20 protein-coding genes, 1 tRNA gene and 1 pseudogene are annotated in these 21,215 nt (G+C 71.5%); 13 read left to right on the plus strand and 9 right to left on the minus strand.

The window, feature by feature from the left end; translation table 11 throughout:
* The first annotated feature begins 110 nt into the window (after positions 1–110).
* Complete coding sequence (locus F9B16_RS20325; RefSeq protein WP_151541681.1) at positions 111–932, plus strand: dolichyl-phosphate beta-glucosyltransferase; 822 nt, start codon at positions 111–113, stop codon at positions 930–932.
* Between the two features lie 9 nt (positions 933–941).
* Positions 942–2,879: a glycosyltransferase family 39 protein gene (locus F9B16_RS20330; protein WP_151541682.1), complete on the plus strand. Its 1,938-nt coding sequence runs from the start codon at positions 942–944 to the stop codon at positions 2,877–2,879.
* Between the two features lie 95 nt (positions 2,880–2,974).
* On the opposite strand, the gene F9B16_RS20335 is transcribed toward F9B16_RS20330, so the two are convergent.
* Together F9B16_RS20335 and F9B16_RS20340 are read right to left on the minus strand one after the other, a co-directional pair.
* Positions 2,975–3,283: a hypothetical protein gene (locus F9B16_RS20335; RefSeq protein ID WP_225991798.1), complete on the minus strand. Its 309-nt coding sequence runs from the start codon at positions 3,281–3,283 to the stop codon at positions 2,975–2,977.
* A 378-nt stretch (positions 3,284–3,661) separates the two neighbouring features.
* Complete coding sequence (locus F9B16_RS20340; RefSeq protein WP_151541684.1) at positions 3,662–4,519, minus strand: helix-turn-helix transcriptional regulator; 858 nt, start codon at positions 4,517–4,519, stop codon at positions 3,662–3,664.
* 87 nt (positions 4,520–4,606) lie between these two features.
* Here F9B16_RS20340 and F9B16_RS20345 point away from each other — a divergent pair, with 87 nt between their 5' ends.
* Positions 4,607–5,389, plus strand: coding sequence for an SDR family NAD(P)-dependent oxidoreductase (locus tag F9B16_RS20345; protein ID WP_151541685.1), 783 nt, complete (start codon positions 4,607–4,609; stop codon positions 5,387–5,389).
* A 194-nt stretch (positions 5,390–5,583) separates the two neighbouring features.
* Here F9B16_RS20345 and F9B16_RS20350 read toward each other — a convergent pair.
* Positions 5,584–5,666 (minus strand) — tRNA-Leu (locus F9B16_RS20350).
* Positions 5,667–5,793: 127 nt separating this feature from the next.
* Between F9B16_RS20350 and F9B16_RS20355 the strand changes: the two genes are divergently transcribed.
* The 7 genes from F9B16_RS20355 to pknB are packed head-to-tail and all read left to right on the plus strand — an operon-like array spanning position 5,794 to position 14,998.
* Positions 5,794–6,549: an FhaA domain-containing protein gene (locus F9B16_RS20355; protein ID WP_151541686.1), complete on the plus strand. Its 756-nt coding sequence runs from the start codon at positions 5,794–5,796 to the stop codon at positions 6,547–6,549.
* Positions 6,550–6,560: 11 nt separating this feature from the next.
* Complete coding sequence (locus F9B16_RS20360) at positions 6,561–7,073, plus strand: FHA domain-containing protein FhaB/FipA (protein WP_151541687.1); 513 nt, start codon at positions 6,561–6,563, stop codon at positions 7,071–7,073.
* Positions 7,070–8,659 carry a Stp1/IreP family PP2C-type Ser/Thr phosphatase gene (locus tag F9B16_RS20365; RefSeq protein WP_151541688.1) on the plus strand — a complete coding sequence of 530 codons (1,590 nt, stop codon included), beginning with the start codon at positions 7,070–7,072 and terminating at the stop codon, positions 8,657–8,659. The genes F9B16_RS20360 and F9B16_RS20365 overlap by 4 nt, the downstream gene beginning before the upstream one ends.
* The gene (locus tag F9B16_RS20370; RefSeq protein ID WP_151541689.1) at positions 8,656–10,242 is read left to right on the plus strand and encodes an FtsW/RodA/SpoVE family cell cycle protein; all 1,587 of its coding nucleotides are present in this window, start codon (positions 8,656–8,658) and stop codon (positions 10,240–10,242) included. Before F9B16_RS20365 ends, F9B16_RS20370 begins: the two co-directional genes overlap by 4 nt.
* A 10-nt stretch (positions 10,243–10,252) precedes the next feature.
* Positions 10,253–11,734, plus strand: coding sequence for a peptidoglycan D,D-transpeptidase FtsI family protein (locus tag F9B16_RS20375; protein ID WP_151541690.1), 1,482 nt, complete (start codon positions 10,253–10,255; stop codon positions 11,732–11,734).
* Positions 11,731–13,164 (plus strand): serine/threonine-protein kinase, encoded by a 1,434-nt coding sequence (locus tag F9B16_RS20380; RefSeq protein WP_151541691.1) that lies wholly within the window; start codon positions 11,731–11,733, stop codon positions 13,162–13,164. The genes F9B16_RS20375 and F9B16_RS20380 overlap by 4 nt, the downstream gene beginning before the upstream one ends.
* Positions 13,165–13,186: 22 nt before the next feature.
* Positions 13,187–14,998, plus strand: a complete 1,812-nt coding sequence (gene pknB, locus F9B16_RS20385) for a Stk1 family PASTA domain-containing Ser/Thr kinase (RefSeq protein ID WP_151541692.1) — start codon at positions 13,187–13,189, stop codon at positions 14,996–14,998.
* Positions 14,999–15,504: 506 nt separating this feature from the next.
* Here pknB and F9B16_RS20390 read toward each other — a convergent pair.
* From F9B16_RS20390 to F9B16_RS20400, 3 genes are all read right to left on the minus strand, one after another.
* Entirely contained in the window at positions 15,505–15,696 is a 192-nt protein-coding gene (locus F9B16_RS20390; protein WP_151541693.1) for a hypothetical protein, read from the minus strand.
* A gap of 8 nt (positions 15,697–15,704) precedes the next feature.
* A complete protein-coding gene (locus F9B16_RS20395) occupies positions 15,705–16,355 on the minus strand; it encodes a class E sortase (protein ID WP_225991799.1) in 651 nt (216 codons plus the stop codon).
* 188 nt (positions 16,356–16,543) lie between these two features.
* Entirely contained in the window at positions 16,544–17,269 is a 726-nt protein-coding gene (locus F9B16_RS20400; RefSeq protein WP_151541694.1) for a DUF881 domain-containing protein, read from the minus strand.
* 109 nt (positions 17,270–17,378) lie between these two features.
* Here F9B16_RS20400 and F9B16_RS20405 point away from each other — a divergent pair, with 109 nt between their 5' ends.
* On the plus strand, positions 17,379–17,636 hold the full coding sequence (locus tag F9B16_RS20405; protein ID WP_151541695.1) for a cell division protein CrgA: 258 nt from the start codon (positions 17,379–17,381) through the stop codon (positions 17,634–17,636).
* Positions 17,637–17,841: 205 nt separating this feature from the next.
* Here the strand turns inward: F9B16_RS20405 and F9B16_RS20410 are convergent, their stop codons facing one another.
* Together F9B16_RS20410 and F9B16_RS20415 are read right to left on the minus strand one after the other, a co-directional pair.
* Positions 17,842–18,726, minus strand: coding sequence for a rhomboid family intramembrane serine protease (locus tag F9B16_RS20410; RefSeq protein ID WP_151541696.1), 885 nt, complete (start codon positions 18,724–18,726; stop codon positions 17,842–17,844).
* A 61-nt stretch (positions 18,727–18,787) separates the two neighbouring features.
* Complete coding sequence (locus F9B16_RS20415) at positions 18,788–19,315, minus strand: peptidylprolyl isomerase (protein ID WP_151541697.1); 528 nt, start codon at positions 19,313–19,315, stop codon at positions 18,788–18,790.
* A gap of 169 nt (positions 19,316–19,484) precedes the next feature.
* Here F9B16_RS20415 and F9B16_RS20420 point away from each other — a divergent pair, with 169 nt between their 5' ends.
* Positions 19,485–19,952: a hypothetical protein gene (locus F9B16_RS20420; RefSeq protein WP_151541698.1), complete on the plus strand. Its 468-nt coding sequence runs from the start codon at positions 19,485–19,487 to the stop codon at positions 19,950–19,952.
* Positions 19,953–20,127: 175 nt separating this feature from the next.
* Positions 20,128–20,904 carry an acyltransferase gene (locus F9B16_RS20425; RefSeq protein ID WP_151541699.1) on the plus strand — a complete coding sequence of 259 codons (777 nt, stop codon included), beginning with the start codon at positions 20,128–20,130 and terminating at the stop codon, positions 20,902–20,904.
* 111 nt (positions 20,905–21,015) lie between these two features.
* On the opposite strand, the pseudogene F9B16_RS50990 reads toward F9B16_RS20425, so the two are convergent.
* A pseudogene (locus tag F9B16_RS50990) lies at positions 21,016–21,215 on the minus strand (DEAD/DEAH box helicase); the annotation flags it as partial.

Consider the following 21,215-nt stretch of genomic DNA (forward strand, 5'->3'; position numbering starts at 1 on the left):
AGGTGCGTGAGAGGCGGGTTAAGCGGGGGTGGGCGCGGCGGACGCAGCTTTGAGGCTCGTCTCAGGGACGGTTCACGGCACGCGAATGCGGCCGCCCGAGCGTGGGGGCCATGAGCGAACCGATCCTGTTCCCGCGAGAGCGGCGGTCCCCGCACGGGCCGCGCCGGCGCCTGGTCGAGGTGATCGTGCCGGTCTACAACGAGCAGCACGTGCTGGAGCACAGCGTCCGCCGGCTGCACGACTTCCTGACGACCGGGCTCCCCTACGACTTCGTCATCACGATCGCCGACAACGCCAGCACCGACCGGACCTGGGACGTCGCGAGGCGGCTCGCGGACGCGCTGCCGCCGGTCCGGGCCGTCCACCTGGACCGCAAGGGGCGGGGCCGGGCGCTGCGGCACGTCTGGTCGGCCAGCGTCGCCGACGTGGTCGCCTACATGGACGTGGACCTGTCCACCGACCTCAACGGGTTCCTGCCGCTGGTGATGCCGCTGCTGTCGGGGCACAGCGACCTCGCCATCGGGTCGCGGCTGGCGCGCGGCGCGCGCACGACCCGCGGCCCCAAGCGGGAGATCATCTCGCGCTGCTACAACCTGCTGCTGCGCACCGTGATGCGCGCCCGGTTCTCCGACGCCCAGTGCGGGTTCAAGGCGGCCCGGACGGAGGTCGTCCAGGCGCTGCTGCCCGTCGTCGAGGACGAGGAGTGGTTCTTCGACACCGAGCTGCTGCTGCTCGCCGAGCGGGTCGGCCTGCGGGTACACGAGGTGCCCGTCGACTGGACCGACGACCCCGACAGCCGCGTCGACATCGTGCGGACCGCGCTGGACGACCTGCGCGGCATGGCCCGGGTCCGGCGGCGCATCATGCAGGGCCGCTTCACCGCCGCCGTCCCCTCGCCGCGGGCGCGCGCGTCCTTCGGCATGGCCGCGTAGGGGGCAACGATGACCACCACTATCGTCCCTGGAACGGGAACCGCCACGCCGCCCGCCCACGCCCGGCCCAGGGCGAGCGGCCCCTGGCCGGCACGCGCGGCGCTCGGCGCGATCATGGCGCTGGCCACCGTGCTGTACGGCTGGGGCGTCTGGTCGCAGTCCGGCAACTCCTACTACGCCGCCGCCGTCCTGTCCGGGACCAAGAGCTGGAAGGCGTTCTTCTACGGATCGCTGGACGCCGGCAACTACATCACCGTCGACAAACCGCCGCTGGCCCTGTGGACGCAGGAGCTGGTGGCGCGCGTGATCGGGGTGAACGGATGGAGCCTGGTCGGCCCGTCCGTCGTGATGGGGGTGGCGGCGGTCGCCGTCCTGTACGCGACGGTACGGCGAGCGTTCGGCACGACCGCCGCGCTCATCGCGGCGCTCGTCCTGGCGCTGACGCCGATCACCGTGGCCATCGACCGCGACAACAACCCGGACACGCTGCTGGTCCTGCTGCTCGTGCTCGGCGCCTGGGCCCTCCAGCGGGCCGTGGAGTCGGGGAGGCTGCGCTGGCTCGCGGCGTGCGCGCTGCTCGTCGGGCTGGGCTTCAACACCAAGATGATGCAGGCGTTCCTGGTCCTGCCCGCGTTCGCGCTGGTGTACCTGCTCTGCGCGCCCGGCGGACGGCTGCGGCGCGTCCGGCACCTGGCGGTGGCGGGCGGTGTGCTGGCCGTCGCGTCCGCATGGTGGATGCTGATCGTGGACGCCGTGCCCGCGTCGAGCCGTCCCTACGTCGGGGGCAGCACCGACGGCTCGGTGTGGGACCTCGTCATCGGCTACAACGGCCTCGGACGGATCTTCGGCGAGAACGGCGGAGGCGGCGGGGGCGGCCAGGGCGGCGGCTTCGGCGGCGCCGCCGGCATCGGACGGCTGTTCAACGACACGATGGGCGGCCAGATCTCCTGGCTGCTGCCGTTCGCCGCGATCGCCCTGGTCACCGGGCTGGTGCTGCGCGGACGCCGTCCCCGTACCGACCTCAAGCGGGCGGCGCTGCTGCTGTGGGGCGGCTGGCTGGCGGTCCACTTCGCGGTGTTCAGCCTCAGCGAGGGCACCTTCCACCCGTACTACACGACCGCGATGGCACCCGCGATCGCGGCGCTGGCCGGGGCCGGCTGCGTGACGATGTTCGGCGCGCCGCGCCGGATGTCCTGGACGCTGCCGTTCGCGGTCGCGGTCACCGCCGGCTGGGCGTTCTTCCTGCTGCGCCGGACGCCGTCGTGGCACCCGTGGCTGCCCTGGACGGTCGCGGCGCTCGCGGCGGTGGCGGTCATAGGGCTCGACCTGCGCCGCGCCCCGCGCCGCCTGGCCGTCGCCGCGGCGGAGATCGGGCTGGTCGCGGTGCTCGCCGGTCCCGCGGCGTACGCGGCGTCGGCCGCGTCGAGCGGCGCGGACAACGGCAGCAACCCGACCGCCGGCCCGGCCGCCCAGGGCGGCATGGGCGGCTTCGGCCACGGCGCCCCGACCGGCGGCGGACCGGGCTCCTCCGGGCAGAAGGGCCGCTTCCAGACCCCGCCGTCCGGACAGAGCGGGCAGCCCTCGGGCAGGGGCGGCGAGGTCAGCTCCCAGCTCGTCTCGTACCTGGAGAAGAACCAGGGCGACGCCACCTGGCTGGTCGCCGTCTCCAGCGCGCAGAACGCCTCGTCGATCATCCTTCGGACGGGCCGTCCGGTCATCGCCATGGGCGGCTTCACCGGCAGCGATCCCGCGATGACGGTCGCCAAGCTCCAGCGGTACGTCCAGGAGGGCAAGCTCAAGTACGTGATGCTGGGCGGCGGCGGACCCGGCGGCGGTTCGGCGAACAGCGCCGTCACCGCCTGGATCAAGCAGCACGGCACGGTCGTCAGCGCATCGGAGTACGGCGGGACGTCCGGCTCAGGCACGCTCTACAAACTGAGCAAATGACGCCGCGGCCACCAAGGGACCCGAGCGTCCACCGAACACTGGCGACAGGGCACCTGCACAGCGAACGCCCAGGGCTGCGGCGCGGAACTGATGGATCAAGATGCGGGGAGCGTGAACACCAGCACCAGCACCAGCAGCGGCGGCATCAGCGACGCCAGCGCCGAGCACGCCCGCGCGGCCGACCAGCGCCGCCGCCACGGCAACAGCCACGCGGTCGCGATGGCCGCGAGCACAACGGGCCAACCGAACTCGAGAATGCCGTAGATCAGGTCCAGGTGCCTCATCAACGCCGGCGAGCAGTCGTCGGGGCCGCAGGAATCGGTCGCCATGGCGGAAAGCCCCCCGAGAAACAGGGCCGCTGGGCCGAGCAGCAGCACGAGCACCGTCGCGAGGAGCGGCGCCACCCAGGCCTGAGGATCACGATCACGTCGAGTGGCAGCCGAACCGAGGGCCGCCGGAGAGTGCTGTGTCGCCATAGGAAAAGTGAATCGGCCAGGAGGGCCCCAGGGCATGGGCGCACGTGCTCATCCGGTTCGGGTCATGTACTCAGCCGCGTCCAGCCACTCGCCTGGGGCTTCACCGAAGGGTGCGTGACCGGTGCCGATCTCGGCGGACGCCGCCCCGGGAATGGCGGCGGCGCGCCGACATCCGTGTCGTACCGGCCGCCGCCAACCGCCAGGACCCGGCACTGTTCGCGACGTTCGGGCTGCCGGACGCCCTGCCTCCATTGCACCAGCCGACCATGGACTGACCGCCGGCGGTGGGGCGAAGGTCCGGCTCGGTCAAAGCGGCTTGCTCGCCTTGATGTACTCGGCTCCCAGGACGTTCAGGAGGGCCAGAGCTTCGGCGGCGGGCGATCCCGGGGGCGCGCTGTAGAGCACGAGGTGCTGGTCGCGGTCGGTGAGGGCGAGCGCGTCGCAGTCCACGGTGATCTCCCCGACGACCGGGTGCCGGAAGGTCTTGGTGAGCATCGGCGCGGCTTGCACGTCGTGCCGCTGCCAGAGCCGGTCGAACTCGGGGCTGCCGGCGCGGAGCTCGTCGACGAGCGCGGTCACGGCGGGGTCGGACGGGTACCGGGCGAGGGTGGACCGCAGTCCCATCACGACCTGGTGCCGGAACTCCGCGGCGTCGGAGACCCCGTACAGCGTCGCGTCAGGGCGCGCCGGTCCGAGGAAGGCCCGGCGCGCGAGATTGCGGTCCCCCGGGGCGAGTTCGGCGAAGTCCTCCATGAGCGCGGCGGCGAGGTCGTTCCACGCGAGCACCTCGAACGCGGCGGACATCACGAAGGCGGCCGTCTGCGGCAGCCGCTCGAGCAGCGCCAGGATGCTCGGGCGGACGTCGCGCCGGTGCAGCCCGGTGCGGCTGGGCGCCGTGCCCGCCAGGACGTGCAGGTGATCGGACTCGGCGCCGGTGAGCCGCAGCGCGCCCGCGATCCCCGCGAGGACCTCCCCCGAGGGACGCGGCGCCCTGCCCTGCTCGAGCCGGACGTAGTACTCGGTGGAGATGTGCGCGAGGACCGCCACCTCCTCGCGGCGCAGCCCCGGCGTGCGGCGCCGCGGGCCCGCGGGCAGGCCGACGTCCTGCGGCTGGAGCCGCTCGCGGCGGCTGCGCAGAAACGCGCCCAGTTCCCGTTTGTCCATACTCCAAGTGTGCGCGCTGCACGGCGGTGGATCCTGGTACCACCTGTGCCTGCATCCGGGCTGGCAGGCGGCCTGACACTCGGTGCCATGACCGACGACATCGACATCGCACCCATCGGCCTGCTGTCCGGCAAGGTCGTGTTCATCACCGGCGCCAGCCGCGGCATCGGGGCGGCCGCGGCGCGGCTGTTCGCCGCGGAGGGCGCCGCCGTCGTGCTCGCCGCCCGCGGCACCGACGCCCTCGAGCGCATCGTGAAGGAGATCCGCGCCGGCGGCGGCGTCGCCGACGCCGTCGCTCTCGATCTGGCCGACCCCGCGGGCATCCGCGCCGCGGTCGACCGCGTCGAGGACCTGCACGGGCGGCTCGACGGAGCCTTCAACAACGGCGCGGCGGGCCAGCGGCCCGGCCCGCTCGACACCACCGCCGATGAGGACATCGACGAGCAGTTCGCCGTGAACTTCCGCGCCCACTGGACCGCCATGAAGGCCGAGGCCGCGCTCATGCGCCGGGGCGGTGGCGGGGCGATCGTCAACACCTCCAGCATCGGCAGCCGCCGCGCGAACCCCGCCCTGCCCGCCTACGGCGCGATGAAGCGCGCGCTCAACAGCATCACCGAGACCGCCGCCGCCACCTGGGGGCCGGAGGGGATCCGCGTGAACGGCATCACCCCCGGCGGCACCGCCACGGAGATGATCGAGGAGTGGGAGGCGGTGTCCCCCGGCATCATCGAGGCGAACAACGCGGCGACCCCGCTCGGCCGGATGGCCCGGCCCCGCGAGGTCGCCGAGGCCGCCGCGTGGCTCCTCAGCGACAGGGCCTCGATGGTGACCGGAGCGATCCTGCCCGTCGACGGCGGCGCCGGCGCCTGAACCCCCGGCCCTGACGACGCCCGGCACACCACCACAAATCAGACCTGGGGCCCAGGGTACTCGCCGGCGCGGCCGTCACTTGGGTCTCAGGGGTCACAGAAGACTGGCCCCGGTAACGAGGAAGACCCCGGAGCTTGCCGCTCCGGGGTCTGATTCGTCACTGTGGGGCTACGACTTTCGTCTGTACCCCTGAGTGGGCGAGGAGGGATTTGAACCCTCACATCCTTTCGGACACACGGACCTGAACCGTGCGCGTCTGCCGTTCCGCCACCCGCCCAGGGTGTCGTCCCGTCTCCGGGCGCTTGAAAAGGCTAGCACGGTCGCAGCAGTGGTTAGGTACTCGGATACTTCTCGCGAACCTTCGCACCGATACGATCGTCTACCAGTGGGGAGAGGAGGTGCCCGTGGGCGTCATTCAGCGCTTCGAGCGACGGCTCGAGGGCATGGTCGAAGGGGCCTTCGCCCGTGCCTTCAAGTCGGAGCTGCAGCCGGTCGAGGTGGCCAGTGCTGTGCAGCGCGAGATGGACGATCGGGCCGCGATCGTGGCGCAGGGCCGCACGCTGGTCCCGAACGACTTCGTCGTCGAGATCTCTCAGCAGGACGGGCAGCGGCTGCAGGTGTACGCCGACAGCCTGAGCCAGGAGCTGGCGAATCTGGCGCGCGAGTACGCGAAGGAGCAGGGGTACTCCTTCGTGGGTCCGGTGCGCGTCCGGTTCGAGAACGCGGGGGACCTCGCCACGGGCATGTTCCGCATCCGGTCCGGTGTGATCAGGGGGTCCACCGTGGAGGGCGGGGAGATCCGCCAGCCGGTGAGCGACGTGCCGCAGGGCGGGCGGGGCGGCGCCTTCGCCGGCAACCCGCGGCTCCTGGTGACGACCGCCGTGGAGGGATCCGACACCACGCAGCGCACTTACGAGATCAACACTCCGGTCACCCTGCTGGGCCGCGGCACCGACTGCGACCTGCGTCTCGTCGATCCGGGCGTGTCCCGGCACCATGCCGAGATCCGCGTAGAAGGTCCCGAAATCGTGCTCGTGGATCTAGGGTCGACCAACGGCTCGTTCGTGAACGGGCAGCCGATCCGGCGGGTGACGCTGGTGGACGGCTCCCGGGTCACGATGGGCCGCACTACCCTTGTGTTCCGCCGCGATAGGGAGTAACCCCGACTCCGATGTCCGATTTCACCCTCACGCTGATCAAGCTGGCGTTCCTCGCGGTGCTCTGGCTCTTCGTCATCGCGGCCGTCGGTGTGATCAGGGCCGACCTGTTCGGCTCGAAGGCGGCGACGAAGGCGGCCACCCGGGCGGCCCAGCCTCCCCGTCCTCCGAAGGCGGGCCGGCCGCAGATGGCGGCGGCGCCCCCGCCGCCGTCGCGCCGCGGCGCCCAGGGCGGCGCCCCCAGCAAGCTCGTGGTCGTCCAGGGCGAGCGGGCCGGCACCGTCATCGATCTCACGGGGGTGCCCATCACCATCGGTCGCGCCAATGACGCCACGCTCGTGGTGACCGACGACTACGCTTCGAGCCGGCATGCCCGACTTTATGCGCAGGACGGTCAGTGGATCGTGGAAGATCTCGGCTCGACCAATGGCACATATCTCGGACGCACGAAGGTGACCCGGCCGATGCCGGTGCCCCCCGGCGTACCGGTCCGTATCGGCAAGACCGTGATCGAGCTGCGCAAATGACACTGGGAATCCGCTACGCCGCGCGCTCCGACGTCGGCATGCTGCGCGAGGGCAACGAGGACTCGGCGTACGCGGGGGCGCACCTGCTCGCGGTGGCCGACGGGATGGGCGGGCACGTCGGCGGCGAGATCGCCAGTGCCGCCGCGATCGACGCGCTGCGCGGGCTGGACAAGGACCTGCCCGCGAACGAGCTGCTGGCCGCGCTCGAGCACACGGTGAAGACGGCCAACGACAACCTGCACCGCATCGTGGAGTCCGACCCGGCCCTGCAGGGCATGGGAACGACGCTGACGGCGATGCTGTGGGCGGGCAACCAGGTCGCGCTGGTCCACATCGGGGACTCGCGCGCCTACCTGCTGCGGGACGGCAGCCTCTTCCAGATCACGCACGACCACACGCTGGTGCAGTCGCTGGTGGACGAGGGCCGGATCAGCCCGGACGAGGCGGCGACGCACCCGCAGCGGTCGCTGCTGCTGCGCGCGCTGGACGGCCGCGGCGAGGTCGACCCGGACCTGTCGCTGCGGGAGACGAAGGTCGGCGACCGCTACCTGCTGTGCTCGGACGGCCTGTCCGGCGTGGTGACGGCCGAGACGATCTTCCAGGTGCTGACCGACGTGGACGAGCCGGAGCAGGCGGTCCGGCAGCTGATCGACCTGGCGAACCGGGGCGGCGGTCCGGACAACATCACCTGCGTCGTCGCGGACGTGGTGGACCTGGAGCGGCATCCGCCGACGGGCGGTCCGGGGCACGCGGTGGGCGCGGCGGCGAACGCGGCGCCGCCGGAGCCGCCGGGCGGCGGGACGGGCCCGAACGTCACGGTGGCGGACACCCCGGCGGGGCGGGCGGCGCAGCTGCGGGACACGATGCCGCAGCCGCCGGTCGCGGTGGACGAGATGCCGCCGCCGGCGCCGATGCCGATGAACGAGCCGATGGCGGGGCCGCCCGGCGCGATGCCGCAGGGCATGCAGGAGCCGATGGCGGCGCCGCAGCGGCGGCGCGGCGGGGGCGCGCGCCGGTGGACGTGGCTGATCGTGGTGGCGGGCGTCGTCGTGGTGGCCGTGGTGGCGGGCGGTTTCGTGCTGATCCAGAACGTCCGGAACGGCTACTACATCGGTTCCGAGGGCGGCAAGGTCGTCCTGTACCGGGGGACGACGCAGAAGGTCCCGCTGATCAGCCTGTCCCGGAAGGCCGACAAGCAGCCGAACCCGCCGATCCTGGTCGCGGACCTCCCGCTGGACCTGCAGGCGCAGGTGAAGGGCACCTACACGGTGTCGGGGCCGTCCGCGCTGGACGATCTGAAGAACCGGGTGTGCAAGTACGTCCTGACCGAGGAGTCCGGCAAGGTCGTCGTCGTCAAGGGGCAGGGCCAGCGCAACTGCCAGGAGAAGAAGATCACCAACAGCGACATCCCGCTGAGCGAGCTGCCGACGTCGGACGCGACCGCGGTGACGAAGGGCGGCCTCGCGTTCATCGGGCAGCAGGCGGCCGAGGCGAAGCTGCGCGAGCTCGGCGCCCGCCGCGACGCGTGCAAGGGGAGCAACCCCACCATCAAGGACTGCCCCTCCGACGGGGGTAGCCATAGATGAACTCGCTCGGGGAGCAGATCAGGGCGGTCCTGCCCTACCAGCGGCGCAACGCGGCGTCGTTCGCGCTGCTGGCGTTCGCGATGGTGCTGACGCTGTCGGCGTTCGCGGAGGTCGGGCTGGCCCGTGACGGGCACATCCCCGCGGGGCTGTTCACCATCGGCGGCGGCCTGGTGGTGCTCGCGCTCGCCGCCTACTTCGTGCAGGCGAAGTTCCTGCCGTACGCCGACCCGCTGCTGCTGCCGCTCGCGGTGGCGCTGAACGGGCTCGGGCTGGCGATGATCTACCGGCTCGACCTGGACACCAGCGACACCAAGAAGGCCGCGCAGCTGGCCGGCAAGAAGCTGATCAAGGACGCGGCGGACGCGCCGGGCCAGCTGCTGTGGACGTTCGTCGGGATCGGGCTGTTCGTGGCCGCGGTCCTGATCATGCGGGACACCACCAAGACCGACGCGCCGCTGTCGTTCACGCCGAAGACCGCGCAGCGCTACACGTACCTGACCGGCCTGATCGCGATCATCCTGCTGCTGCTGCCGATCGTGCCGGGCATCGGCGCGGAGATCAACGGCGCGCGGGTGTGGATCCACGTCGGGCCGCTGTCGGTGCAGCCGGGCGAGTTCGCCAAGCTGCTGCTGGTGGTGTTCTTCGCCGGGTACCTGGTGAACAAGCGGCAGGCGATGTCGCTGATCGGCAAGAAGATCGGCCCGTTCAGCCTGCCGCGCGCCCGCGACCTCGGCCCGATCGTCGTGATCTGGTTCTTCTGCCTGGGCGTGCTGTTCATGCAGAAGGACCTCGGCACGGCGCTGCTGTTCTTCGGCCTGTTCGTGTCGATGCTGTACATCGCGACGCAGCGGGTGTCGTGGGTGGCGATCGGCGTCGGGCTGCTGGCGGTGGGCGTGCTCGTCGCGACGCAGCTGCCGTTCATGGCGCACGTCAACCAGCGCATCGACATCTGGCAGAACCCGAAGCCGTACTTCGACGGCGGCTGCCTGCTGGACAGCGGCAGGGTCGTCCCGGTCAACCCGGACACGACGATCTACAAGAAGGAGAAGGCCGCGGGCAGCGGCTACCCGGGCTTCACGGCCTGCGCGAAGCTCGGCGGCGAGTACTCCGACAGCCGGCAGCTGATGATGGGGCTGTTCGCGCTCGGCGAGGGCGGGGTGCTCGGCACGGGGCTCGGGCAGGGCCAGCCGTGGCAGACGCCGCTGTCGTTCAGCGACTTCATCTTCGACTCGATGGGCGAGGAGCTCGGGCTGACCGGGCTCATGGCGCTGCTGCTCGTCTACGCCTTAATCGTGCAGCGCGGCATGAAGACCGCCGTGGCCGCGCGGGACCCGTACCTGAAGCTGTTCGCGGGCGGCGTCTCGTTCGTGCTGGGCCTGCAGGTCTTCGTGATCGTCGGCGGGGTGACCAAGCTGATCCCGCTGACCGGTCTGACCACGCCGTTCCTGTCGCAGGGCGGTTCGTCGCTGATGGCGAACTGGATCCTGATCGCGATCCTGGTGCGGATGAGCCACGACGCGCGCAAGCCCGCCCCGCAGGCCATCCAGGACGAGGGCATGACCCAGATCGTGAGCACGAGGTGATCTCCGCTCCATGAACATGGACAAGCCGATCCGGTGGGTGGCCGTCTTCGGGATGTTGCTGTTCTTCGGGCTGATGGCGCAGGTGAACTACGTCCAGGGCAGCGAGGCGGAGAGCCTGCGCACCGACCCGCACAACGCGCGGCAGTACCAGGACGTGTTCAACTCGCCGCGCGGGCAGATCTCCGCGGGCGGCGAGGTGCTGGTCACGTCCACGCCGACGGGCAAGGACAACCCGAAGTACGGCCGGACGTACAAGGACGGGCCGGTGTTCGCGCCCGTCACCGGGTACTTCAACGGGAACGCCACGCAGGTCGAGCGGGCCTACAACTCGCTGCTCGGCGGCAAGGACAAGCGGATCGCCAGCCAGCACTGGTTCGACACGTTCATCGGCAAGAAGCCGGAGGGCGCGAACGTCGAGCTGACGATCAACCCGCAGGCGCAGCGGACCGCGTACGAGCAGCTGAAGGCCAAGACGGCGGCGGGCCGGCGCGGCGGCGCCGTGGTGATCGACGCGAAGACGGGCGCGGTGCAGGTGGCGGCGTCGTGGCCGTCCTTCGACCCGAACGAGGTGGCGCCGCAGACCGGCGACAAGGGCGTCAAGCGGCTGGAGCAGCTGAACAAGGGCAGCGGCGTGATCCGGCCGCTGAACGACAACGCGCTGAGCCAGACGTTCCCGCCCGGGTCGACGTTCAAGACGGTGACGGCGACGGCCGCGATGAACCAGCTCGGGATGAACGACCAGACGACGCTGGACACCTCCCCGCTGCGGCTGCCGGAGTCGGGCACGAACCTGCCGAACGACAGCGACACCGGCGCCTGCGGCGGCCAGGCGCCGATGAAGGACGCGTTCGCCCAGTCCTGCAACACCTCGTTCGGGCGGCTGGCGCTGCAGCTCGGCATCGAGCGGCTGAACAAGGGCGCCGCCGAGTACGGGTTCGGCAAGTCGGTGACGATCGAGCCGAAGATGCCCGCCGCGGAGAGCGACGTGCCGGTGAACTACACCGACGCCGACGGCAAGGAGCAGCACACCGGCCGGGACGCGACGGCGCGGTCCGGTATCGGCCAGGAGAACGTGCGGGCGACCCCGCTGCAGATGGCGATGGTCGCGTCGGCGATCGTGAACCACGGCAAGCTGATGAACCCCTACGTCGTGAACACGGTGCGGGCGAAGGACCAGAGCGAGCTGTACACCGCCTCCCCGAAGGAGTACGGCCAGCCGCTGTCGAGCGACCAGGCGTCCCAGTTCGAGGAGATGATGCGCGCGGTCGTCCAGGGAGGCACCGCGAAGAACCTGCAGGGCATGAACGTCGCCGGTAAGACCGGTACGGCGGAGCAGGGCCCCGGCATCCCGAACGCCCGCTGGTTCGTCGGGTTCGCCCCGGCCGACAACCCGCGCTACGGGTTCGCGGTGATGACCGAGGGCGACGGCTTCGGCGCGACCGGCGCGGGCCCGATCGCCGCGGCGATCATGCGCCAGGTGTTGAAGAAGTGAGCGCGGGCCTCGTCCTGAAAGACCGGTACCGGCTGCTGGAGCGGCTGGCCGTCGGCGGGATGGGCGAGGTCTGGCGGGCCCGGGACGAGTCGCTGGGCCGTCCGGTCGCGGTGAAGCTGCTGCGGCTGGAGCTCGGCGGGGACGTGTCGGCGCGGGCCCGGTTCGAGTCGGAGGCGCGGTTCGCGGCGGGCCTGCAGCACACGGGGATCGCGCAGGCGTTCGACTACGGCGAGCAGAACGGCCGCACGTTCCTGGTGATGGAGCTGGTGCCGGGCGAGCCGCTCGACGAGATCCTCGTCCGCGACGGCGGGCTGCCGGTGGAGGCCGTGCTGGACCTGCTGGTCCAGGCGGGCCGGGCCCTGGCGGTGGCGCACGAGGCGGGGATCGTGCACCGGGACGTCAAGCCGGCGAACCTGATGGTGTCGCCGGACGGCACCCTGAAGATCACCGACTTCGGGATCGCCCGGCGGCTGGCGGCGGCGTCGCAGACCGCGACCGGGATGGTCATGGGGACGGCGCACTACATCTCGCCGGAGCAGGCGTCGGCGAGCGGGATCACGACGGCCGCGGACCTGTACTCGCTGGGCGTGGTGGCCTACGAGTGCCTCGCCGGGGAGCCGCCGTTCGACGGGCGGACGCCGGTGGAGGTGGCGCTCAAGCACGTGCGGGACGCGCCGCCGGAGCTGCCGGCGCGGGTGCCGGCGCCGGCCCGGGCGCTGATCATGGAGATGCTGGCGAAGGACCCGGCGGACCGTCCGGACGGGGCGACGGCGGTCGCGGACCGGGCCCTCGCGATCCGCCGGTCGCTGAGCACGGGCCGCCGGTCGCGGGACGGCCGGGCCGCCGCGGAGCGCCCGGCGGTCGTCGATCCGCTGGCGGCGCCGCGCACGGGGCCCGCCCCGGACCGGACCACGCGATCATCCGCTTTGTCGGGATTTGACGCAGACGGTGCGGAGGATAACCTCACCACCGGGACAGTGACCGCGCAACGGCGCACGGTACTGGCGTTCACCTCGGTCGCCGCCGTGCTGCTGGTGGTGGGAGCCATCGTCGCCGGCTCGCTGTGGAAGGGCGCGTCGGGTGCGGCCCGCGACCGGCGGGACGCGCCGCGGGCCCCCGTGATGAGCCCGGTCGGCGGTGACAGCGTCGACGTTCCGGCCACTGATCCCGGCAGACCATCCGCGGACCGGACACAGACCCCCACACCGGCTGTCACCCGGCCGCACCGGACACATAGGATCCGTCCGTCAACGCCACGGAGCCGCCACGCGTCTCCTTCGCACAAGCCGACCACGAAACCGTCCCGGGCGACTCCCACCGCCCCTGAGCCAACACCGACACCGACGGCGAACACCACGACTCCGTCAACTCCGAGCCCGGATCCCTCGCCCACGCAGAGCGGGGAGCTAAGTTCGGACCACAAGGTGTAGACGTACGAGGGAAAGTGCACATATGAGTCAACCTCGGCTGCTCGGCGGCCGCTACGAGCTCGACACGGTGATCGGGCGCGGCGGCATGGCCGAGGTCTACCGTGCCCGTGACCTGCGTCTGGATCGCGTGGTCGCGGTCAAGACCCTGCGCTCCGACCTGGCGCGCGACCCCACGTTCCAGGCCCGGTTCCGGCGCGAGGCCCAGTCGGCCGCGTCGCTGAACCATCCCTCCGTCATCGCCGTGTACGACACCGGCGAGGACATGATCGGCGACACCCCGATCCCCTACATCGTGATGGAGTACGTCGACGGGAGCACGCTGCGCGACCTGCTGCGGGAGAACCGCGCGCTGCTGCCGGAGAAGGCGCTGGAGATCACCGACGGGATCCTGCGGGCGCTGGACTACAGCCACCGCGGCGGGATCGTGCACCGCGACATCAAGCCGGCGAACGTGATGCTCACCCGGCAGCACGAGGTCAAGGTCATGGACTTCGGCATCGCCCGGGCCATGGCGGACTCGGCCGCCACGATGACGCAGACCGCCCAGGTGATCGGCACGGCCCAGTACCTGTCGCCGGAGCAGGCGCAGGCCAAGCGGGTCGACGCCCGCAGCGACATCTACTCGACCGGCTGCGTGCTGTACGAGCTGCTCACCGGCCGCCCGCCGTTCACGGGCGACTCGCCGGTCGCGATCGCCTACCAGCACGTCCGGGAGGAGCCGGTCCCGCCGTCGCAGGTCGACGCGAACATCCCGCAGTGGGCGGACGCGATCGTTCTCAAGGCGATGGCGAAGGACCCGGACCACCGCTACCAGAACGCGACGGAGTTCCGGCAGGAGATCCAGCGGGTCCTGCAGGGCCAGCCGGTGGCGTCGACGGCGGCGTCCACCATGCTCATGGGCGGGCAGCCGCAGGGCACGCAGGTCATGGGCGGCTACCCGGGCGGCGGCGCGCACACGCAGGTGCAGCGGCCGGCGGACGACTACACCCTGCCGCCCGTCCACTACGACGAGGATCTCGAGCACCGCGGCGGCGCCGGCAAGAAGGCGGCGCTGTGGATCGCGCTCGCGGTGGTCTTCATCGGCGGCGCCGCGCTGATCGGCTGGATGATGAGCGGCGGCGGAGGCGGCGACGACAAGATCGCCATTCCGACGTCGATCGTCGGCCAGGACGCGAAGACCGCGTCGGCGCAGCTCACCAAGCTCGGCTTCAAGGTCGGCACGCCGCAGACCGACTACAGCGACGACGTCGACAAGGGCTCGGTGATCACTTCGACGCCGAAGCCGGGGTCCAGCCTGGACAAGGGCGCGTCGGTCGTCCTGCTGATCTCCAAGGGCTCGAAGCCGGTGCCGAAGGTCGCGGTCCCGGACGTGACCGGCAAGCCGTACTCGGTCGCGAAGAACATGCTGGAGGAGAAGGGCTTCAAGGTCGAGAAGTCGGTGCAGACGAGCGACAGCGTCCCGCGGCTCAGCGTGATCAGCACCGACCCGACGGCGGGCACGCAGGTGAAGCCGCGCTCGACGGTGACCGTCGTGATCTCCAACGGGCCGAGCAACCTGAAGGTGCCGGCGCTGTTCAACAGCAGCAAGCGGGCCGCCTGCGCGAAGCTGGAGAGCCTCGGCCTGAAGTGCAAGGTGCAGGAGGGCACGCCGCCGCCGGACAAGCAGGTCGCGACCGGTTTCGTCTACGACCAGTCGCCCGGCCAGGACGCCACGGTGGCGCCCGGCGACACGGTGATCATCTACGTGGCGCAGCAGCCGTCGCCGACCCCGAACCCGACGGGCTCCCCGACGACCGGGATCCCCCAGTTCCCCGGCTTCGGCAACGGCGACTGACCAAGACACCGAACGTTGGAGGGCCCGCCCCCGCAAGGGGCGGGCCCTCCAACGTTCAAGCGGCCCAGGGGGCAAGCGAAGCAAGCCCCACGAGCCCACAAGATCAGCAGACAGCCGCCCGCAACCCGCACCAGACCAGCAAGCCCAGCGAGCGAACGCACCACCGCAGAGCAGCAGATGATCGTCCGTAACCCAAGGATGCGGCGACCGCCAGGTTGCGATCGCGTGCGAAGCCAAGTTCGAGCTTGCGAGAACTTGATCGCGCAGCGAGGCCCCCAGGGCCGAGCCGGAGCGATGCAGCGATCGCCCGCAGGGCCCGCCGAAGGAAGGCGCCCCAGCGCCTGACGCCAAGGGCCCTGCAAATAGATACGAGGGCTTCCGCCACTCGGGGGCAATGGCGGAAGCCCTCGATAGGTCTTCGTGTGGGGCGTCTCAGACGTTACGGGTTTCAACCGAATTTTTCTCACGAATCCGGCGGGCGCCTGGCCGGGCGGCGAAAGCGCAGGTCAGCCGGGTTTCGTGGTGCTGGTGGGGGTGGGGGTTCCGTCGACGACGCCGTGGTCGATCTGGACCTTGGGTTCGATCCAGGGGAACACGCCCCACCAGAGGACGGCGGCGAGGGCGGCGACGATGGCGAGGGCGATGCCGGTCTTGGCGGGCCAGGTGCCGGGGAGGTGGCGCCAGATCCAGGCGTACACGGTCTCTCCTACCTTCCGGCGGCGGTGGACGGGGCGCCGGCCTTGACGCGGGGCACGGCCGACGCGAGCTCCCCGAAGATGATCATCCGTTTGGCGGCGGAGTACTTCGGGTGGCAGGTGGTGAGGGTGATCGTCCGGCCGGTGGGCCTGCGGCCGGGGTGGAAGGGGACGGGTGCGGTGACGTCGACCTCGGTGGGCTTGACGATGCGGCGGTCGGTGACCTTGTAGACGTACTGGTCGTCGCGGGTGTCGATGAGGATCTCGTCGCCGCGGTCGAGTTCGCCGAGCTTGTTGAAGGGGGCGGAGTAGGTCGTCCGGTGGCCGGAGACGACGAAGTTGCCGACCTGCCCGGGCAGGGCGGTGCCGGGGTAGTGGCCGGGGCCTTTGCGCAGGTCGGGGATGCTGACGCCCTCGATGATCACGTAGTGGTACTTCTTCCCGAACTTGGGGATGCGGATCATGGCGAGGCCGCCGCCGAGCTTCACCTTCTCGGTGGTGACCTTGGGTGCCTGCCAGGACTTCATGAGCTGCTTGCCGAGCCGGTCCTGCTGGGCGCTGGTGTACTGGCCGGTGCCCCACAGCTCGTAGGTGACGAACAGCATCACGATGACGCCCGCGGTGATGCACAGCTCGCCGAGCCCCCGGATCACCAACCGCACCGCGCGTCCCCCTTCCCGGGCGTTAAGACCCGTCTAGTGTGCCCGAGCCGCCGCGCGAGCGCGTTATCTGACCGGTGGGGCGAGGCCGGAGGCGAGCCCCACCGGGAAGCTCGCGAAGCGAGGTCGCGCTCGCCCAAGCACGGTCAAGGGGCGAGCCGCAAGGCGAGCCCCTTGGGCCGGGATTGCAGCTAATGAGCGTGCTTCATGGTCACGTTGGCGGTGTAGGCGGGAAGCTTGGCGCGGGCGAGGGTGTGCACGGAGTAGCCGAGGCCGTAGGCGCGGACGTACTTGCGGTAGATCGCGATGTCGCGGGACGCGGCGAGGGCGGCGCGGAGGCGGGCGGGGTCGCCGGCGGCGGTGATCCGGAACGGCGGCGAGTACACGACGCCCTGGAGGATGAGGGTGTTGCCGACGCACCGGACGGCGCTGGTGGCGATCACCCGCTGGTCCATGATCTGCATGGCGCGGGCGCCGCCGGCCCAGAGCGCGTTCACGACGGCCTGGACGTCGCTCTGGTGGACGACGAGGTCGTCGGGGCGGACGCCGGAGGGGAGGCCGCCGGCCGGCTGCGGCGCGTCGTCCAGGGACACCCGGACGGCGGGGCCGGTGTAGGGGGTGAAGCCGGCGGCGGGGGCGAGCCGGTCGGCGTCGCCCTGGGCCTGCTTGACGCGGGCGTCGGTGCGCCCGGCGGCGCGGGAGAGGGCGTCGACGTCGCGGCGGAGCCGCCGGTAGTCGTCGCGTTCGCGGCGGTTGGCGCGCTGCTCGTCGCCGATGAGGTCGGTGACGCGGGTGCGGCCCTCGTCGCGCAGGCTGGTGCCGCGGGCCGTGCTCGCGCTCGCCGCGAACAGGGTCCCCGCGAGGAGCGTCAGAGCTGGGATGATGCTTCCCCACGCCGAACGCCGTACCCTCATCATCCAGAACTGCTCATCAGACAGTGCTCACCAGCGACTACGCTAACCGACAAACCACCCATGCGCGGTCCGGCGCTCCGGCCGCCGGGCGCTCGAGGAGAACGATCCCACCGTGGCCAAGTCCAAAGTGCGCAAGAAGGCCGTTTACACGCCCCCGCAGAAGTCGAAGGCGCCGGAGGTCAGCCCGCGCTGGCTGGTCCCGACGATGGTCGCGCTGTGGCTGATCGGACTGGCCTGGATCGCGGTCTTCTACGTGACGGCCAGCACCGGCACGAACGTGCCGTTCATGTCCGACCTGCACAACTGGAACCTGGGGATCGGCTTCGTGGCGATCATCCTGGGCGTGGTGCTGTCGACCCGCTGGCGCTGATCCGGACGGGATACCCGCTTTCGCGGCGCACCAATCCACGAAAGTTATCCACAGGCTGGGGATCCCTGGCCCCGACTTTCCCCAGGTTTTCCACAGGCCGGGTACCGAACGGCCTTCGAAGGCCGGGAGCCGTCCACGGAAGAGCCGCCCGCACCCCCGAGGGGCACGGGCGGCTTCCGCGCGCCCGGGAGACCGTCCCGCGGCCTCAGGTCAGCGCGAGCGTCTTTGCCGTCACCAGGGCCGCCAGCGCCACGAGCGTGACGACCGGCATCCCGAGGTGGAACAGCCGCCGCTGCGCCGCCGGCGCGTACGCGTACGCCAGCGCGATCAGCGCGCCGACGACGAGCCCGCCGACGTGCCCCTCCCAGGAGATCCCCTTCACCGAGAAGGTGATCACCAGGTTGATCACCAGCAGGAACACGATCGGGCCGGCGGGCGCGCCCAGCCGGCGGCCGATCACGAAGTACGCCCCGAACAGGCCGAAGATGGCCCCGGACGCCCCCACCGCCGCGCCGCTGGGGTCGACCAGGTACAGCAGCACCGAGCCGCCGAGCCCCGACAGCAGGTACAGCGCCAGGTAGCGCCACCGGCCGAGGACCTGCTCCAGCGCCGGTCCCACCGCGTACAGCGCCCACATGTTGAACAGGATGTGGGTGAAGCCCAGCGACCCCCCGCGCTCGTGCAGGAACATCGTCGTGACCAGCCGGTACCACTGCCCCCCGGCGACCCCGATGACCTCCCCGTCCGGCTGCACCCACCGGCCCAGCATCATGAAGTCGGTGACGACCCGCGTCGACGCCAGCTCGGCCAGGTACACCGCGATGCACAGGCCGATCAGCGAGTACGTGACGACCGGCATCGCCGACACCGGACCGCGCGCGCCCAGCGCCGTTCGCGGGGCGGCACCGCGCGCGCCGCGGTTGCCGTCGGCGACGCACTCGACGCACTGGTGCCCGACCGCCGCGTCCCGCATGCACTCCGGGCAGATGTAGCGGTCGCACCGCGTGCAGCGGACATAGCTCTCCCGCCCCGGGTGCCGGTAGCAGGTCGGCACCGAGGTCTCGGGCGCGGGACTTTGTTCTGTGCTCATCCGGTCTCCGTCGGGCCGTCGCCGGAGGTCAGCCGGCGCTGGGTCTCACCCAGGGAAACGACTAACGCCGCTCGATCGTCACCGATTCGATGACGACGTCGTTCTGCGGGCGGTCCTGCCGGCCGGTCGGCACCTTGCTGATCGCGTCGACGACGTCGGTGCCCTCGATGACCTTGCCGAAGATGGTGTGCCGGCCGGTCAGGTGCTGCACCTGCCCGATGTTGTCGGTGGTGATGAAGAACTGCGAGCCGTTGGTGCCGGGCCCGGCGTTCGCCATCGCCAGCAGGTACGGCTTGTTGAACTTCAGGTCCGGGTGGAACTCGTCCTTGAACTTGTAGCCGGGGCCGCCGGTGCCGGTGCCCAGCGGGTCCCCGCCCTGGATCATGAAGCCGGGGATGACGCGGTGGAAGATCGTCCCGTTGTACAGCGGCGCCTCGGACTTCGCCCCGGTGCTCGGGTCGGTCCAGACGCGCTTGCCCTCCGCCAGCTCGGTGAAGTTCGCCACCGTCTCCGGCGCCTGCTCCGGGTACAGCTGGATCACGATCTTGCCGAGCGACGTGGTGAGCGTCGCGAAGGTCTCGTTGGCCACGCTGGCCGCCTCCTCGTGAAGTGGATCTGTGTGCGTTCCCTCGGGTCCCGGCCAGGCCCGGACCCGTCACGGTGCGTGATCGGTCGATCGTGCGCGACGGGTTTACCTCCCGGCACTCGGGAAGGCTGCCTGACAGGACCTCGCAAACAGGGAGGTTAGCGTGTCCCTAATGATTAGTATCCGCCGGAAGCCGCAGGACGAGATGCTCACGCGGCTCAGCCGCGTCCAGGAAGCGGCCCGCCAGGGCGCCGGACGCGCCCAGGAGGGCGCGTCCGCCATGGCGGAGCGGATGATGCCGGCCGCCCAGGACCAGCTGATGGTCGTGCGCGGCTGGAGCGCGCCGCGGCTGCGGATGGCCGCGCGGTACGTGGAGACCGGGCTCGCCCCGCGGGTGAGCGCGTTCCTCGGCGACGTCGCCCAGCGGGTGGAGCCGCCGAAGGCCAAGCCGCGGCGCGGCGCCATGATGGCGATGATGGGCATGGTGGCGGCCGCCGGGATGGCCGGCATCGTGCTGACCAAGCGCGACGCCATGCGCGACATGGCCGGAGGTTCCGGGGAGCACGGGGAGGCCGTGTCGGCCGACTCGATGACCGTCTCCGGTTCCGACGTCGACGGGCAGGTGCACTCGCCGCACTGACCGTCCGCGCCGTCCGCGCGAACGCGGGGCCCGTGCCGCTCGCCGGCCGGGCCCCGCGTCCTGCGGTGCCCGCGTTCCCGCCTGCGCCGCGTCTCGCGGGCTCGCGTTCCCGCCTGCGCCGCGTCCTCGCGGGCTCGCGTTCCGCCGGTTGCTACCAACCGGTACGGTGAACGCCATGTCGCCGAATCCGCGCTCCATGGCGCAGCGTCTGGCCGGCCGGGCCAGGGACCGGGCCCGCCGCGGGCTGCACACGGCGGTGCACGCCGGCTGGCAGTGGATCCAGCGGCACGGCGAGATCACCCCGCACACGCCGGGCCGGCGCCGCTTCGCCTACCTCGGCGAGGGCGCCTGCATCGGCTTCCCGGTCGGCGCGATCTACGGCGAGCCGTGGATCTCGATCGGCGACCACACGCTCGTCGGCACGCACGTGACGATCTCGGCGGGCTTCGTCCCGGGCCTGGACCTCGGCCCGGACGTCATCGTGAAGATCGGCTCGAGCTGCTCGCTCGGCCGCGGCACGCACATCGTCGGGCACCAGTCCATCGAGATCGGCAACGACGTCTTCACGGGCCCGAACGTCTACATCACCGACCAGAACCACACCTACGGCGACGTCGCGATGCCGATCGGCCGGCAGTGGCCGGAGAACAACCCGGTGGTCATCGGCGACGGCTGCTGGATCGGCACCGGCGCGATCATCCTGCCGGGCACCCGGCTCGGCCGGAACGTCGCCGTCGCGGGCGGCGCGGTCGTCCGCGGCGAGTTCCCCGACCACGCGGTCATCGGCGGCGTCCCGGCCAAGGTGCTGCGCAGCTACGACGCGGAGAACGGCTGGCAGCCGCCGCTGCGCAACAGCCCGCTGATGTCGCTGGACGAGCTCGCCGCCCTCTCCGTGGACGGCCTGGAAGGCCTCCAGCTCCTCCAGGACAAGCTCCGCGAAGAAGCCGGCTGACACCGGGCCTGCACAGGGCTAAGACCGGCCTGCACAGGGCGCCCGCACTGGGTCTGCGCACGGAGAAGCCCCCGTCCTTGGCGGACGGGGGCTTCTGCGTGTTCGGGTCGGTCAGTTGTAGCGGGCGGCGCGGCGGTCTCCGCCGTCGCGGCGCTTGCCGCCCCCGCCGTAGGAGCGGCGGTTGCCGTGCGGGCCGCTCGCGGACCGGGGGCCGCCGCCGCGGCGCTCGCCGCCCGCGTAGGAGCCGCGGTGCTCGCCGTAGCCGCCGCCCTCGCGACGCGGCTCGTACGAGCCCTCGCCGCGGCCCTCGG

Source organism: Actinomadura montaniterrae (assembly GCF_008923365.1).
Classification (GTDB): Bacteria; Actinomycetota; Actinomycetes; order Streptosporangiales; family Streptosporangiaceae; genus Spirillospora; species Spirillospora montaniterrae.

What these genes read in the sequence shown, in the direction of transcription:
- F9B16_RS20375 (WP_151541690.1), top strand. Translation starts at nt 10,253, where the DNA reads ATGAACATGGACAAGCCGATCCGGTGGGTGGCCGTCTTCGGGATGTTG.
- F9B16_RS20410 (WP_151541696.1), bottom strand. Translation starts at nt 18,726, where the DNA reads ATGAGCACAGAACAAAGTCCCGCGCCCGAGACCTCGGTGCCGACCTGC.
- F9B16_RS20420 (WP_151541698.1), top strand. Translation starts at nt 19,485, where the DNA reads ATGATTAGTATCCGCCGGAAGCCGCAGGACGAGATGCTCACGCGGCTC.
- F9B16_RS20340 (WP_151541684.1), bottom strand. Translation starts at nt 4,519, where the DNA reads ATGGACAAACGGGAACTGGGCGCGTTTCTGCGCAGCCGCCGCGAGCGG.
- F9B16_RS20325 (WP_151541681.1), top strand. Translation starts at nt 111, where the DNA reads ATGAGCGAACCGATCCTGTTCCCGCGAGAGCGGCGGTCCCCGCACGGG.
- F9B16_RS20360 (WP_151541687.1), top strand. Translation starts at nt 6,561, where the DNA reads ATGTCCGATTTCACCCTCACGCTGATCAAGCTGGCGTTCCTCGCGGTG.
- F9B16_RS20400 (WP_151541694.1), bottom strand. Translation starts at nt 17,269, where the DNA reads ATGATGAGGGTACGGCGTTCGGCGTGGGGAAGCATCATCCCAGCTCTG.
- F9B16_RS20365 (WP_151541688.1), top strand. Translation starts at nt 7,070, where the DNA reads ATGACACTGGGAATCCGCTACGCCGCGCGCTCCGACGTCGGCATGCTG.
- F9B16_RS20330 (WP_151541682.1), top strand. Translation starts at nt 942, where the DNA reads ATGACCACCACTATCGTCCCTGGAACGGGAACCGCCACGCCGCCCGCC.
- F9B16_RS20370 (WP_151541689.1), top strand. Translation starts at nt 8,656, where the DNA reads ATGAACTCGCTCGGGGAGCAGATCAGGGCGGTCCTGCCCTACCAGCGG.
- pknB (WP_151541692.1), top strand. Translation starts at nt 13,187, where the DNA reads ATGAGTCAACCTCGGCTGCTCGGCGGCCGCTACGAGCTCGACACGGTG.
- F9B16_RS20345 (WP_151541685.1), top strand. Translation starts at nt 4,607, where the DNA reads ATGACCGACGACATCGACATCGCACCCATCGGCCTGCTGTCCGGCAAG.
- F9B16_RS20425 (WP_151541699.1), top strand. Translation starts at nt 20,128, where the DNA reads ATGTCGCCGAATCCGCGCTCCATGGCGCAGCGTCTGGCCGGCCGGGCC.